This window comes from Mediterraneibacter sp. NSJ-151, assembly GCF_022487435.1.
Classification (GTDB): Bacteria; Bacillota; Clostridia; order Lachnospirales; family Lachnospiraceae; genus Schaedlerella; species Schaedlerella hominis.
The window spans coordinates 1-15,234 of sequence record NZ_JAKVPP010000010.1 but is presented as its reverse complement, the minus strand read 5'-3'; the positions used below and the strand labels follow the sequence as shown (position 1 = coordinate 15,234).

Annotated in this window: 12 protein-coding genes; all 12 read right to left on the bottom strand. The window is 40.3% G+C overall.

Going from position 1 to position 15,234, the window contains the following annotated elements; translation table 11 throughout:
- Positions 1 to 60 precede the first annotated feature (60 nt).
- Positions 61 to 936: a transporter substrate-binding domain-containing protein gene (locus tag LQE94_RS10975; protein WP_118738309.1), complete on the bottom strand. Its 876-nt coding sequence runs from the start codon at positions 934 to 936 to the stop codon at positions 61 to 63.
- 999 nt (positions 937 to 1,935) lie between these two features.
- Positions 1,936 to 3,114 (bottom strand): MalY/PatB family protein, encoded by a 1,179-nt coding sequence (locus tag LQE94_RS10970; protein ID WP_240577765.1) that lies wholly within the window; start codon positions 3,112 to 3,114, stop codon positions 1,936 to 1,938.
- A gap of 39 nt (positions 3,115 to 3,153) precedes the next feature.
- Positions 3,154 to 4,302, bottom strand: coding sequence for a trans-sulfuration enzyme family protein (locus LQE94_RS10965; RefSeq protein WP_240577699.1), 1,149 nt, complete (start codon positions 4,300 to 4,302; stop codon positions 3,154 to 3,156).
- A gap of 253 nt (positions 4,303 to 4,555) precedes the next feature.
- Positions 4,556 to 5,458: a dihydroorotate dehydrogenase gene (locus LQE94_RS10960; RefSeq protein WP_118725102.1), complete on the bottom strand. Its 903-nt coding sequence runs from the start codon at positions 5,456 to 5,458 to the stop codon at positions 4,556 to 4,558.
- Complete coding sequence (locus LQE94_RS10955) at positions 5,458 to 6,240, bottom strand: dihydroorotate dehydrogenase electron transfer subunit (RefSeq protein ID WP_118738305.1); 783 nt, start codon at positions 6,238 to 6,240, stop codon at positions 5,458 to 5,460. Before LQE94_RS10955 ends, LQE94_RS10960 begins: the two co-directional genes overlap by 1 nt.
- An 11-nt stretch (positions 6,241 to 6,251) precedes the next feature.
- On the bottom strand, positions 6,252 to 7,178 hold the full coding sequence (gene pyrF / locus LQE94_RS10950) for an orotidine-5'-phosphate decarboxylase (RefSeq protein WP_117992001.1): 927 nt from the start codon (positions 7,176 to 7,178) through the stop codon (positions 6,252 to 6,254).
- A 148-nt stretch (positions 7,179 to 7,326) separates the two neighbouring features.
- Complete coding sequence (locus tag LQE94_RS10945; protein WP_334301599.1) at positions 7,327 to 9,147, bottom strand: DUF6320 domain-containing protein; 1,821 nt, start codon at positions 9,145 to 9,147, stop codon at positions 7,327 to 7,329.
- On the bottom strand, positions 9,141 to 10,094 hold the full coding sequence (locus LQE94_RS10940) for an alpha/beta hydrolase (RefSeq protein ID WP_240577697.1): 954 nt from the start codon (positions 10,092 to 10,094) through the stop codon (positions 9,141 to 9,143). The genes LQE94_RS10945 and LQE94_RS10940 overlap by 7 nt, the downstream gene beginning before the upstream one ends.
- A gap of 34 nt (positions 10,095 to 10,128) precedes the next feature.
- Positions 10,129 to 11,520, bottom strand: a complete 1,392-nt coding sequence (gene hydA, locus LQE94_RS10935) for a dihydropyrimidinase (RefSeq protein WP_240577696.1) — start codon at positions 11,518 to 11,520, stop codon at positions 10,129 to 10,131.
- Between the two features lie 214 nt (positions 11,521 to 11,734).
- Positions 11,735 to 12,154 (bottom strand): DUF1284 domain-containing protein, encoded by a 420-nt coding sequence (locus LQE94_RS10930; RefSeq protein ID WP_022074823.1) that lies wholly within the window; start codon positions 12,152 to 12,154, stop codon positions 11,735 to 11,737.
- Positions 12,145 to 12,693 (bottom strand): biotin transporter BioY, encoded by a 549-nt coding sequence (locus LQE94_RS10925; protein WP_022074824.1) that lies wholly within the window; start codon positions 12,691 to 12,693, stop codon positions 12,145 to 12,147. The genes LQE94_RS10930 and LQE94_RS10925 overlap by 10 nt, the downstream gene beginning before the upstream one ends.
- A 194-nt stretch (positions 12,694 to 12,887) precedes the next feature.
- Positions 12,888 to 15,047, bottom strand: coding sequence for a Tex family protein (locus tag LQE94_RS10920; RefSeq protein WP_022074825.1), 2,160 nt, complete (start codon positions 15,045 to 15,047; stop codon positions 12,888 to 12,890).
- Positions 15,048 to 15,234 lie beyond the last annotated feature (187 nt).

The window sequence follows — 15,234 nt, the reverse complement described above, 5'->3', positions numbered from 1 at the left end:
ATGCACAAGAACAGATTTGCACAGTTTTCTGCTATGTTTTTTACTATATTATGTTAGATATTACTCTGTCTTTCCACCTTCTACAACTAAGCTATCCTCATAGTCTGTACCATAAGTATCTTTCAATGTTGCTTCATAATCTGCATGGAAGAAATTCTCTTCACCTAATGATTCGATTTCTCCGTTGATCCAATCTAATAATGTGTCATTTCCTTTTGTTACAGCAGGTGCGATACTGTCTGCGCTTCCAAGATTTGGTATTCCTACTGTGTAGCCTTTATTCTGAAGTGCAAATGCGATAACCTCTGTATTATCATTTGCCCAAGCTACTGATGTACCATTTTCAAATGCTTCTTTTGCTGTTGCATAAGAATCAAACTTCTGAAGTGGGATGTCCGGATAATTCTCATGTAAATATGTCTCTGCTGTTGTTCCGGAAATTACGATGATTGAGTCGTCTTCATTCCAGTTATCCAGGCTCTCGATTACGTTGTCATCTCTTGATACAACACCGAGTGATACGTTCATGTATGGAAGTGCAAAATCAACTTCTTCTGCACGCTCATCTGTTACTGTAAAGTTTGCCAAAATCACATCAACCTTACCTGTCTGAAGATATTCAATTCGGTTGGCTGCCTCTGTGGATACAAAGTTTACATCAACTCCTAAATCCTCTCCCAGTCTATTTGCAAAATAAATATCATATCCCTGATATTCTCCATTCTCATCTACATAACCAAATGGGTTTTTGTCTGAGAATACTCCGATGTTAATCTCTCCAGATTTTTTGATTTCATCGAGTGTACGATACACTTCCTTCCCTGAAGATGCTTTATCCGATGAATCAGCTGAATCCTTGGAACTACCACAAGCAGTTGCTCCAACTGCTAATGTAAATGCTAATGTCAGTGCTAATGTTTTTTTCAAGTTTTTCATGTTTTCTCTCTCCTTTTTTGTTGATGGTACGAATTATATACCCCTCTACCTACTATGTCAATAGGTTTTATGTGTTTTTTTCAAAAAGTTTTGCGTTTGCTATTTAGTTCATGACAGCCCTAAGCAAGAAAAAGACTATGCACTCCTGCTCAGCTTCGTCGGGCAAGCCCGACTCCAATTCGCTGAATTGCATAGTCTTTTTCTTGCTTTGTGGTGTACCGTGGTTGAAATAGGTGGAGCGATGAGGGATTTACTTTTCTGGTGTCTGATGTATCTATATCATGGGGTTATTTGCTTGTGCAGATGCCTTTGTGGCAACCGTTGTATCTGCACTGGCTTAATATTTGCTGTTGCAGATGCTCTTTTTTAGGCCGATATATCTGCAAGACCTTAATATTTGCTGTTGCAGATACTCTTTTCTTGACCAATGTATCTGCAACTTGCTTTTCTTTGAGCTTGCAGATACTTTTAATCCTGCCTGTCATGTACAATTGCATCTGCATCTTGCCTTTTCTGGGATTTAAAGATACTTCCTTTGCAAATTTTGCATCTACATCTCACATTTTCGATAACGTGAAGATGCTCCCCAGTAAAATTACGCATCCGCAACTTGCTCTTTCAATGCTTTGCGGATGCTCCCATCAAAATTTTGCATCTTCAATCCCCTATCGCAGATATCGTCGCTCGATATCCTTTGAGTTCTATTTACTTCACAACTTGAGCCAATACATTACTTACAAAAAAATGATATAAGAAATTCGAGCGAATATGGAGTGAGCGTAGGAGACACTTAGAGCGTAAATTTTTGTGTTAATGAATTTGAACGAACATGTTTGAAGCTGCATAGCAGCAAGTTTGAGTTCAAATTCATTTGTTTTTAGCAAAAATTTACGCTCTTATGTGTCTCCCGCTCATGGAATCTGAGCAAGAATTCGTATATCATTTTTTTGTAAGGAACGTATTGCCACCCAGTGAATTAAATAGCAACCTGATAACTCCTTACCCCACCACATTCTTAATCCTCTCCATCGCTTCCTCCAGCACCTTCCGCGGACACGCCACATTAATCCGCTGGAATCCTTCTCCGCAACTTCCGAATATCTTCCCGCTATCCAGCCACAGCTTCGCCTGATTAATAATCTTATCATCCAGCTCTTCCACACTAAGTCCTGTTCCTCTGAAATCAAGCCATACGAGATAAGTACCTTCATGCTCCACCATATTTACACCCGGAAGCTGTTTTTCCACGTACTGCTTTACAAACTCGATGTTTTCTTTTACATAAGTCTTCATTGCCTGATACCATTCTTCGCCATGTTCGTAGGCTACTTCACACGCCACAAGCCCTAATACATTTAGCTGGCTGATACCTGCTGCATCCATTTGATGTTTAAATTTTCTTTTTAATTCTGGATTTGGAATCAGAATATTAGATATCATCAGACTTGCAATGTTAAATGTCTTGCTCGGTGCAGTGCAGGTTACTGTGATATCTTCATATTCTTTTTTGATATTTGCAAAAACCTGATGTTTCCCTTTGAATACAAAATCTTCATGGATTTCATCACTTACAACAGTTACATGATATTTGACGCAAATATCTCCAAGTCTTGTAAGTTCTTCTTTTGACCAGACTCTTCCCACCGGATTATGCGGATTACATAAGAGAAATAATTTAATTTTGTGAGCCACGATTTTCTGTTCGAAATCTTCGAAATCTATATGATAACGGTTATCTTCTCCAAGATACAGGGTGTTGCTTACAACATTTCTTCCGTTGTCTTTAATCACTTCTGAAAACGGATAATAGACCGGCTGCTGGATTAAAACAGCATCTCCCGGTTCTGTATAAGCTTTTACAGCCATTGCCAGGGCAAATACGACTCCCGGCGTTTTGATGAGCCATTTTCTTTGAATATCCCAATCGTGATGTTTCTGCATCCATTTTTTCAAAATATCAAAATATGGCGTCTTCACCTCGCTATATCCGTAAATTGCATGCTTTGCACGTTCGATTATGGCATCTTCTATATAAGAAGATGTCTCAAAATCCATATCTGCTACCCAAAGAGGTAACACATCTGCCGGCATGTTCCGCTCAACTGCAAAATCATATTTTAAGCATCTTGTATTTCTTCGGTCTATTATTTTGTCAAAATTCAAATTTCTTTCTGCCATAATATCTACCATCCCTTTTCTTTCAATCATTTTATCTGCTCACAGCTCCCCAAACACACGCTCCAGCTCTTCCAGCAAATCTTTGACATTCTCAATTCCGACAGATAAACGAAGCGTTGCATCGGTAATTCCGTTTTTTATGCGGATTTCCTCCGGTACATCTGCATGAGTCTGTGTTGTCGGATATGTGATCAAGGTTTCTACTCCTCCGAGGCTTTCTGCATACTGGATCAATCGTACCTTTTCTAATATTGCAAATGCGTCCTCTTTGCTTCTAAGCTGGAATGTCAGCATTGCGCCAAATCCTCTCGCCTGCTTTTTCATAATTTCATGTCCCGGATGCTCCTCTAAGCCCGGGTAAATAACTTTGGTAACTGCAGGCTGCGTCTTTAACCATTTTGCAATTTCAATCGCATTTTCCTGTGCTCGTTCCATACGAAGTCCAAGCGTCTTTACCCCTCTTAAAATCAGCCAACTGTCAAATGGTGCCAGTCCTGCTCCGGTTGTTTTAATCAAAAAACGGAATCTTTCACTGATTTCTTCACTCTTTGTCACAAGAAATCCTGCCAGCGTATCATTATGTCCGCCAAGATATTTTGTCCCACTGTGAATTACGATATCTGCTCCCAACTCCAACGGATTTTGGAAATACGGAGATAGAAATGTATTGTCAACGATTAATAATAGCTTGTATTTTTTTGCAATCTCTGCCATCTTCCGAATATCGGTTACATTCATCATTGGATTGGTCGGAGTTTCAATATAAATTGCTTTTGTATTATCCTGAACATAAGCTTCTACATCTTCTTTGTAACAATCTACTCTTGAAAATGTAATTCCGTTTTTTTCTGATACATTGCGAAACAGCCGGATGCTTCCACCATACAAATCTGAATCGACGATCAGGTGGTCTCCTGGTTTGAACAGCTCCATTGCCATCGTAATTGCTGCCATTCCGGATGAAAATGCAAATGCATCGTTTCCATTTTCCAGTGTTGCAATAATTTTCTCCAGATGTTCCCTAGTCGGATTCTGAAGTCTGCTGTAATCATATCCTGTACTTTGTTCCACACCCGGATGTGCATAGGTTGCTGTCTGGTAAATCGGATAACTAATTGCGCCATAATTCTTTATACAGTCTTCTTCCGATTCTAAATGAATACATTTTGTCTCTATCTCTCTTCCCATGTTATGTCCTCCAGATTCTATTTCCATACCATTTCGGTAGGTTTGTTAAATTGCATTTAGTATACATATTTTTGTATAAATTTGCAAGTATTCTTTTAAAAAAAGCCAAACAGGGACGGAGTTTTCCGGCTTTTTTTTGCAAGGAAAAGCCAAAAGGGACGGAGAAAAGTGGCTCTCAAAAGCCACTTTTCTCCGTCCCCAACTGGTTCTAGCAAAAAAGCCGGAAAACTCCGTCCCCAACTGGTTCTCGGTTCTATTTTACGATTCCTACCATATCTGCTACGGACTCGAATCCATTTTTCTTCATGTACTGCTCGATGCCTTCTACAACATCCATTGTAATTGTCGGATTGTAGAAATTTGCTGTTCCTACAGACACTGCACTTGCACCTGCGAGGATCATCTCAATTGCATCTTCTGCTGATGCGATACCGCCCATTCCGATGATTGGGATCTGAACTGCCTGAGCAACCTGATATACCATACGCACTGCAATTGGATGTACTGCCGGACCTGATACACCACCTGTTTTATTTGCTACCGCAAATGTTTTTCGATTGATATCAATCTTCATACCTGTCAGTGTATTGATCAATGACACTGCGTCCGCCCCACCGGCTTCTGCTGCCTTTGCAATCTCTGTAATATCTGTTACATTTGGAGTCAGTTTCATAATAACCGGCTGCTTTGCAAGTTTTTTGATCTGTGCTGTCAACTCTTCCACATTACGTGCATCCTGTCCAAAAGCAAGGAAACCTGCGTTAACGTTTGGACATGAGATGTTGATTTCCATCATATCGATTGGCTCATCTGCCAGACGCTCTACAACTGCCAGATATTCTTCCGGTGCATGTCCACAAACGTTGACAATAATCTTTGTATCAAACTGCTTAAGATATGGAATATCTCTTTCACAAAATAATTCGATACCCGGATTTTGCAGACCGATCGCATTCATCATTCCGCTTGGAGTTTCTGCTACTCTCGGAGTTGCATTTCCCGCCCAAGGAACATTTGCCACACCTTTTGTTGTGACAGCTCCCAGCTTATTCAAATCTACAAAATCAGAATACTCTGCTCCTGAACCAAAGGTTCCGGATGCAACTGTAACCGGATTCTTCCATTCTACACCTGCAATATTCACTTTCATATTCATTAGATTTCCACCTCCGTAGATAAGAATACCGGACCATCCTTACAGATTCGTTTGTTATTTACATTGCTGTGATGATCTTTCTCTTTCGACTTACATACACATGCAAGACATGCTCCGATTCCGCATGCCATACGCTCTTCCAGTGAAATGTAGCATTCGATATTGTTTTCTTCTGCATATGCTTTGATCGCACGAAGCATCGGTGTCGGTCCACAGGCATAGATCATGTCCGCATCCAGAGCATTCTCACGGATTGCATCCATAACATTCCCTTTTGTTCCTACACTTCCATCTTCTGTGGAAATATAAACTTCTCCGTTTTGCTCAAACTCTTCTTTTAAAAATGTCTGTGCATCACGATATCCTACAACAATCTGTTTTTTCTCGCATTCCATCTGTTTTGCAAGCTCAAGAATCGGTGGAACTCCAATTCCTCCACCCATAAGAAATACTTTCTTGCCGGCTGCCTTCTCATAAGGGAATCCATTTCCCAAAGGTCCGACAACAGGAATTGTATCTCCCGCTTCCAGCTTTGAAAACTGCTCTGTTCCTGTATTCTCTCCTGTTACACGATATACAACACGAAGACGTCCATTTACCGCATCAATCTCACAGATACTGATTGGACGAGGAAGCAACTTGCTTCCATCGTTTGTATACATTGAAATAAACTGTCCCGGCTTTGCTGTATCAGCTGCTTTTGTCTGGATCCACATACTGAAGATTCCGTCTGCAAGCTGCTCCTGTGATACTACCAATGCCTGTTCTTTCTGCTTTGTCATCTTAACTCTCCTTATCTGTTCGCAAGTGCTCCCTGGATATCAGCAACCATTGCTTCTACTGCTGCACGAGATGCATCACCAAAGTTTTCAGCTCCGAATTTTGCATATGCTTCCTGTTTGTAAGCTGCAATAATTCCACGAGAAGAGTTTACAATCGCGCCAAGTCCATCTTCATTAAAGAAATGTACAAGGTCTTTTCCCTGTCCGCCCTGTGCACCGTATCCAGGTACAAGAATGTAAGATTTTGGCATTACTTTACGAAGTGCTTTACCCATCTCCGGATATGTTGCTCCGACAACAGCTCCGATATAGCTGTACTCATCACCCATGCAGTCAGCTCCCCACTCTGCTACTTTTTCGCCTACCAGTTCATAGAGCGGACGTCCGTCTACAAGACGATCCTGGAATTCTCCACTGGATGGATTTGAAGTTTTAACAAGGATAAAGAGACCTTTCTTCTCTTCTTTACATACTTCAACGAAAGGTTTTACTCCGTCAGATCCAAGATATGGATTGACTGTTACAAAATCTTCATCAAATGGAGTGAATTCTTTGCTTCCGACTTTAACTTTACCGATATGTCCTACTGCATATGCAGCTGAAGTAGAACCGATATCTCCACGTTTGATGTCTCCGATTACAACCAGACCTTTTGATTTACAGTAATCTACTGTTTTTTTGAATGCCGCAAGTCCAGGAATACCAAACTGCTCGTACATTGCGATCTGTGGCTTTACAGCTGGAATCAAATCATATGTTTTATCCACGATTTCCTTATTGAACTGCCAGATTGCTTCTGCGGCACCCTCTAAAGTTTCCCCATATTCAGCAAATGCTTTTTTCTGTACATGCTCCGGAATGTAATTCAACATTGGATCCAGTCCTACTACGATTGGTGCATTTGTCTTTTTAATGTTCTCAATAAGTTTATTAATCATGATTTTCCTCCTCAAAAACGTTATATTTCCATAATTATGTTTATCTTACCATAAAGGTATGACTCTGTTCAAGATTCTAAAAAAAATCGTTGCACTTTCTTTGTGAAAAATGTTACTCTTCACTCTCAAAAATGCAACGATTCTATTTTTATACATGCAAATTTTTATGCATCTCTTCTTTAAATTCTTTTCCTTTAAATAAAATCACTCCTACCAGGAACAAGAAACAGATCAGTGCTCCAAACATACTCACTGTCGGATTTTTTACTTTCTTGCATAAAAGCAGGATCATCGGCAGTATCAGCCCATATCCGGCCGCCATAATTTCATATATAAGATATTCTCTCACCGGACTTTTTTGCACTTTTGCAATCACAAACATTGCTGCAAGCGTAGCCACACTCATAATCGGCAGTACAAGATCTACCGACCAGCTATGCCAGCCGGTCAAAACATCCCATATAAAACAAACGATCGTGCCGATAAAAAGCTGCCACATCACATTTTTCAATAAGTTATACCTTTTGAAAAATCCAATTGACGAAGCAATCCACATTGTTGTCACACCGCCTGCTGTAAACAGAGTCCAGCGGACCTGTGGATGAAAATTCCAGTCAGTAACAAGCATCACTGCCACAAGTGCGATACACAGAAAACTATATATTTTATATACTTTCATTTCCTGTTCGCTTAGCACGTGCGGTTTTGGAAATACCGGCTTAACTTCTTCTGATGAAATTCCCTGTTCTTTTAACAGGCGGTAAAAATTTCTCTCAATATTTTCTGTGTCATATCTGGATGTAAATGCAAATGACAATTTATCCTGAAATGAACACAGACACAGTTCTAATTTCGGAGTATTGGTATACACACCAAACCGTTCTATATAAGGTACATAGCTCTCCGGCATCTTGACTACACTCATATTCGAAAAGATTGCTGTCACATTTTTCTCGGAAAATTTTGCTCCTGCATGAATACACAGATTTTTCAATTCCAATGGAGCAAGTCTCAAAATCGGATGAAGCTCCAATGCAAGCAATTCACTTATATGTGCCGACATTTTTTCTTTTGTCAGCTGCTCTTTAAAAAATTCTTTCGTATATTCCAGTATAGCTTCAAAACTGTTGTCCTGTTTTGCAAAATCGTATCCCGGCTCAATCCAGTTGAAAAAATTCAGCATCGAAGTAGATGGGAAAAATTTCCTCAAATTTACAGGCACCATCAATACTACCGGTCTTTTTTCCTGCATCTTTGACATCTCCTCATGGATTGCCATCAAATACACCGCCGTCAAAAATACGGTCATAGACACCCCAAGTTCCCTGCTTCGCTTCAGCACATCCTGCACCAAAACTATACTTTCATGAACATGGAGGTGATGTCCATCTTTCTTTTTCTTTCTAATTTGAAATGCATGTATTTTCTTTTCTTTTGGACGGCGCTGCTCTTTTGAATAATATTTCAAAAAGCTGTCATCCTCTTGATCCTGCACAGTCATATCTTCCGGAAGCATTGAAACCTGCTCTAATCCTTCCTCTTTATGCACCAGATACAAATAATTGGTCACCAGTTCTTTTAAAAATTCAGTTGCTCCGGTTCCGTCCGTCAATACATGGAACACTTCAAAATTGATTCTTTTTTTATAGTATGTCACCTCAAAAAGCAGGTTTTTTTTATCTTTTATATAAAGCCTGCTGCAAGGCTCTTTGTATTCTTTTTTTACAATCGGATGCAAATTACAAGGTTCAAGATAATGCCAGAACAAGCCTTTTCTAAGTACCATAAGAAACATTGGAAATGTCTCCATCGTCTGGTCCAGTGCTTTTTGTAAAATCGTTGGTTTGACCTCTTCTTTTAGTTCACAGTAAAACCTAAATACTCTTGTATCCTTTTTATTGCTGGCTGCAGAATATAATTTTGCTGCATTATCTAGTTTTCTCCAGCGCGCTTTTTTTTGATTCACAATGTTTCTCCCTTCAAAAATGCATTGATATAGGTGAAACTTTCCTGCACATGTAACTGCTTGATACCCAGTGCAAAATAGCCGTGAAGTGCATCTTTGATACGATGGATCTCCACATGGTTACCAGCCTCTTTCAAACGTTGTCCATATGCCTCACCTTCATCTCGAAGCGGATCGAATTCGGATGTAAGTATCAATGTATCCGGCTGATTACTCACATCTTCTGCCACGTATGGTGCAAAATACGGATTCTTTTTATCTTCTTCATCTCTTGCATAAAGATCGATGTAATCCTGCATTTTCCCCGCTGTCAAAAGATAGTCTGTCCCATTTTCCTTCACAGACGGAAATGGCGAATTCTCTGTATAATCATTATAAGTAGCCGGATAGATTAAAATCTGTCTGCCCGGCATAAATTCACCGCGGTCCCGTGCCATCAAAGACAGTGCCGCACAGAGATTGCCGCCCGCACTGTCCCCGATCAATGTAATATTTTCCGGTTTTACATTTAACACAAATTCTCCGCGATATAATGCTTTTGCAACCGCATAACAATCCTCTAATCCTGATGGAAACTTATCTTCCGGTGCCAGTCTGTATTCAACCGCAACAACATACTGCCCGGTTGCATCTGCAAGTCTTGCACAGATTCTTTCATAATTATCAATACTCTCTGTCACCCAGCCGCCTCCATGTATGAACAAAAGCAGCTTTTTATCTTTACTGTCATGCCGCTTATCTTCACTCTCCTGAAAGCTCTTTTCATTCGGGAAGAAAATACGGACTGGTACCTCATGACTTCCATTATATATTTTTTCATCTATCTTCTTATAAAATATCTTCATCGGATCTAAGCGTTTTAAATCCGCCATATGACGGAACGCCTCTACTTCCACGCCGTCAAACGATAATGCCTTTAAAATTCTTTTTGCTGCCTGATTGATTGCCATACTGTTCTCCTGCTCATAACTGTTTTTACAGCCCTTAATTTATATCTTCTGCCTTTAATGTGTGACGGTGGATAAACTGTCCTGCACCTTTTTCTCCCACAAAATCATTCTCTTTTACGATCACGCGTCCACGCTGCATAACCATGTCGATCTCACCGTTTATATTCCATCCTTCATATCCTGTGTAATCTGCTGCCCCATGCATTCTGCTCTTTGAAATAACAGACTCTTTCTTCGGATCGATCACTACCAGATCTCCGTCCGCTCCCGGCTGCAATACGCCTTTTTGTGGACATAATCCATAAATCTTGGCCGGATTTGTACAAAGAGTCTCTACCAGTTTCTGGAATGAAATTCTGTTTTTCACAACACCTTCTGAATAAAGAAGCATCAAGCGTTCCTCGACTCCCGGTGCACCGTTTGGACATTTTGTAAAATCATCTTTACCCATCTGTTTTTCAATTCCATAATTAAATGGACAATGGTCCGTTGCCACAACCTGGATTGTTCCATCTGCCAGCCCTTCCCAGAGTGCATCACAGTCTGCCTGTGTACGAAGCGGTGGCGACATGATATATTTCAAACCATCTTCTCTTTCATAACATTCTTCTGTCAACAGCAGATACTGTGGGCATGTCTCTACAAAAATGTTCTTCTGTCCGTTTCTTCTTGCTTCACGAACTGCTTCCAGACTTTCTTTACATGATAAATGAACGATGTAAACCGGTGCGTCTCCCGCAAGGCGTGCAAGCTTCAATACTCTCTCTACTGCTTCCGCTTCTACCAGATTCGGACGGCTCTTCGCATGGTAAATCGGTGCTGTTTTCCCTTCCTCCACCAGTTTCTTTTTCATGTATTCTACTAATTCATGGTTCTCACAGTGAAATGCTGTCACTCCGCCAATCTCTTTCATCTTTTTCAATATCTGGAGCACTTCTGCGTCATTCAGCTTAAATCCATAAGTCAAATACGCTTTCACACTTGGAATTCCATCCTCTGCCATTGTCTCAAGCTCTGCGATAATGTCATCATCCACATGTTGTGCAACACCATGGAATCCATAGTCAATGACAGCTTTCCCTTCTGTCAGTTTCTTATACTCATTGAACTGATAATGAAGCGGAACTCCTGCCGGACCAAATCCCATATGATCCACGATCGAAGTTGTACCTCCACATGCCGCAGCAACTGTTCCGTCATAGAAATCATCTACTGCTCTTGCAATCCCGACATCAATGTCCATATGTGTGTGCACATCAATAGCTCCCGGAATTACATATTTTCCTTCTGCATCGATCACTGTGTCTACATCTGTCTTTGGCAAATCTGTTCCAATCCATTTTACTTTTTCATCCTCAATCAAAATATCTGCCTGATAAGTTTCTGAATCAGAAACAATCATGCCGTTTTTAATTAAAATCTTCATGTTCTTTCCCCGTTTCTTTTTTGTAATTACGTACATTTTTTGTATACTCTAACTAATATTGTGCTGTGTTTTACAGGAGATGTCAAGGAAATTTGAATAAAAAAATGATAACTGACCTCCTTATGAAGCCAATTATCATTTTTATATACAGAACAGAAAAATGCTCCTTTACATTCAAGAATGCCTCTGCATTCTTATCTTCAATATTCACTGATTACTCTGCTTTATCTAACCTCTGGAAATAATTGCATAATATCTTTTTGCGACAGGCACTGATCGGATACCAGCTACATCCGTCACAGATATCTTCCAGCATCTCAGGAGTGATCTGTTCCCGAATCTGTTTCACGAGCTCCTGATAAACATATTCTTTCTCTTCTAATTGAAAATATTCTACTACCTTTCGGTCGTATCGTTTTACTTTTTCATTTGTCTCACAATTATCGACAGCCTTCATATTTGGACAGGCGCCGCACAATGTGTCTGTTGAAAATGTCAGATCTATCAAGGTCGGTTCTTCTCTTCGAAGCATTGCCACAACCTCATTCATATGCTCTACAAATTCCTCACTATATCCTTTTCCGCTATACCCTTGCGTACACAATAAATGGTGTGGTCTTAATTTTATGCCCATTGTAATGCTGCTCCTAATCTTGAACGGATCTGCAATCCTAAAAGTGCTGCAACAACAGCTTTAATAATTGCAGTTGGAATAAATGGAAGTACGCAGGCTGTAATTCCTGTCATAACAGAGCTGTTCATGATAATACAGAACATTGCTACACCAATTACATAATTCAAAACTGTTCCAAGGATAAGCATCAATACGAACATTCCTTTTTTCTTACGGTGTTCAACACCAAGACCAATAACATAAGCCATAATTGGAAATGAAATAATAAATCCGCCTGTAGGTCCGATCAAATTCTGAACTCCACCTGAAAATCCTGCAAATACCGGTACACCGATTGCTCCGAGTAAAACGTAAACAAGAATTGACAGACCGCCCTTTTTCGAACCAAGAATAACTCCGGCCAGTGTAATAGCAAATGTCTGCATCGTCATTGGTACACCCATTGGCATTGGAATTGAAATCTGTGCCATCACTACAGTAATCGCTGTCATGATTGCAATACTACAGATATCCTGAACTGAAATTTTTGATTTTTGCATATTTTTATGCCTCCCATTCGTAATAACTATTCATCCACTTCATTCATGAATATATTGATTGCTTCAACTAATCTTTAGCAAACAACAATACGTTGACAGTATAAAAAAAAAGGAAACAATTGTCAACCTATTTTTATTTAAAGTTGACAATTGTTTCCGCTTAAAAACATTTTTTAGTTTTTTCTTCTTATTTTTTATTGTGAAATTCCACGCATTGTAAGCTGGATTCTCTTTTTCTTCAAATCCACACTCATTACTTTAACATCTACGATGTCGCCCACACTGACTGCTTCTAATGGGTGTTTGATATATTTATCTGTAATCTGTGAAATGTGTACGAGCCCATCCTGATGTACTCCGATATCAACAAATACACCAAAATCAATTACATTTCGCACAGTTCCTTTTAAAACCATGCCCTCTTTCAAGTCTTTCATCTCCAGTACGTCTGTGCGGAGGATTGGTTTCGGCATCTCATCACGCGGATCTCTTGCTGGTTTTTCCAGTTCTTTTACGATATCTCGCAATGTAATTTCACCAATTTCCAGTTCTTCCGCCAGTTTCTTGTAATCCTTGATCGTCAATGACAATCCGGTCAGATTACCATTTCTGATATCGTCCAGTGAAAATCCCTGTTTTTCAAGAAGCTTCGCTGCTGCCTCGTAAGATTCCGGATGTACTCCTGTGGCATCCAAAGGATTCTTTCCGCCCTGGATTCGCATAAATCCGGCGCACTGCTCAAATGCTTTTGGTCCGAGTTTTGCAACCTTTAATAATTGTTTACGGTCTGCAAATGTTCCGTTTTCCTCACGATATGCAACAATATTTTTTGCAATGGCACTGGAAATACCTGAAATATAAGATAATAATGGGGCAGACGCTGTATTTAGATCCACACCGACTTTATTTACACAATCTTCTACCACACCATTCAGAGATTCACCCAGTTTCTTCTGGTTCATGTCATGCTGATACTGACCGACACCGATGGATTTTGGATCGATCTTAACAAGCTCTGCCAGTGGGTCCTGCAAACGGCGTGCGATTGATGCCGCACTTCTCTGTCCTACATCAAACTTTGGAAATTCTTCGCTTGCCAGCTTACTTGCCGAATATACCGAAGCTCCGGCCTCATTTACGATTACATACTGCACATGCTGATCCGGCATCTCTTTTAATAACTCTACAATAAACTGCTCAGACTCACGTGAAGCCGTTCCATTTCCAAGAGAAATCAATGACACATGGTACTTTGGAATAATTTTCTTAAGCAAATCCTTCGATGCCTTAATCTTTGCCGGAGTAGTCGGTGCTGTCGGGTAAATGACTGTTGTGCCGATTACTTTTCCAGTTGCATCCACTACAGCCAGTTTACATCCTGTACGAAATGCCGGGTCCCATCCAAGCACGACCTGACCTGTGATCGGCGGCTGCATCAAAAGCTGATGAAGGTTTTTGCCAAATACTTCAATTGCGCCATCTTCTGCCGTCTCTGTCAATTCGCTTCGAATTTCACGCTCAATCGCCGGTGCGATCAGACGTTTATAACTATCTTCCACAACCGCTTTTAAAACCGGTGTCGTATATGGATTATCCTGGTGTATCACCTGCTTTTCTAAGTAACGCAAAATATCGTCTTCCGGTGCCTCAATCTTTACTGTCAGGAATTTTTCTTTCTCACCACGATTCAACGCAAGTATACGGTGTCCTGCCAGCTTACTCAAAGCTTCTTCAAATTCATAATACATCTCATAGACAGACTCTGCCTCGGCATCTTTTGCTGTTGACACCAGCTTACCTTTTTTCATTGTCTGCTTACGAATCCAGCTACGATAGTCCGCCTCATCTGAAATGGATTCTGCAATGATATCTTTTGCTCCTGCGATGGCATCATCCACTGTTTTCACATCTTTTTCTTCTGATATATATTTTTGTGCTTCCTCTTCCAGTGCAACTTTCGTCTGCTGCAATGTGATCAATGCTGCCAAAGGTTCCAGTCCTTTTTCCTTCGCGATCGTCGCACGCGTTCTTCTCTTCGGACGATATGGACGATACAAATCCTCCACAACAACAAGCGTTTCTGCCGCAAGAATTTGCGCTTTAAGCTCTTCTGTCAGCTTGCCCTGTTCTTCAATACTTGATAACACCTGTTCCTTCTTCTCTTCCAGATTGCGAAGATACACAAGTCTCTCATATAACTTTCTCAACTGCTCATCATTTAATGAACCAGTTGCTTCTTTTCTATATCGTGAAATAAATGGAATTGTATTTCCCTCATCTATTAATTTTACCGCTGCATCAACCTGCCAGCGTTTTACCTGAAGTTCTTCTGTTAATCTCTGATTAATGTCCATACTTGTCTTTCTTACCTCTCGTAAATTCATATTCAGTGTTTTTCTGATTTTTCTATTATACACAATTGAGAGTATAGTTGACAAGTAGAACCACAGGGACGGGGATGAATGGAACCACAGGGACGGGGATAACTGGCTCTTTTGCTCGCAAAAGAGCCAGTTATCCCCGTCCCTGTGGTTCCATTCA

Excerpts from the sequence above, each read along its gene's own strand:
- pyrF (WP_117992001.1), bottom strand. The coding sequence starts at position 7,178 with ATGATTAATAAACTTATTGAGAACATTAAAAAGACAAATGCACCAATC.
- LQE94_RS10970 (WP_240577765.1), bottom strand. The coding sequence starts at position 3,114 with ATGGCAGAAAGAAATTTGAATTTTGACAAAATAATAGACCGAAGAAAT.
- LQE94_RS10960 (WP_118725102.1), bottom strand. The coding sequence starts at position 5,458 with ATGAATATGAAAGTGAATATTGCAGGTGTAGAATGGAAGAATCCGGTT.
- LQE94_RS10955 (WP_118738305.1), bottom strand. The coding sequence starts at position 6,240 with ATGACAAAGCAGAAAGAACAGGCATTGGTAGTATCACAGGAGCAGCTT.
- LQE94_RS10930 (WP_022074823.1), bottom strand. The coding sequence starts at position 12,154 with ATGGGCATAAAATTAAGACCACACCATTTATTGTGTACGCAAGGGTAT.
- hydA (WP_240577696.1), bottom strand. The coding sequence starts at position 11,520 with ATGAAGATTTTAATTAAAAACGGCATGATTGTTTCTGATTCAGAAACT.
- LQE94_RS10965 (WP_240577699.1), bottom strand. The coding sequence starts at position 4,302 with ATGGGAAGAGAGATAGAGACAAAATGTATTCATTTAGAATCGGAAGAA.
- LQE94_RS10975 (WP_118738309.1), bottom strand. The coding sequence starts at position 936 with ATGAAAAACTTGAAAAAAACATTAGCACTGACATTAGCATTTACATTA.
- LQE94_RS10940 (WP_240577697.1), bottom strand. The coding sequence starts at position 10,094 with ATGGCAATCAATCAGGCAGCAAAAAGAATTTTAAAGGCATTATCGTTT.
- LQE94_RS10920 (WP_022074825.1), bottom strand. The coding sequence starts at position 15,047 with ATGGACATTAATCAGAGATTAACAGAAGAACTTCAGGTAAAACGCTGG.
- LQE94_RS10925 (WP_022074824.1), bottom strand. The coding sequence starts at position 12,693 with ATGCAAAAATCAAAAATTTCAGTTCAGGATATCTGTAGTATTGCAATC.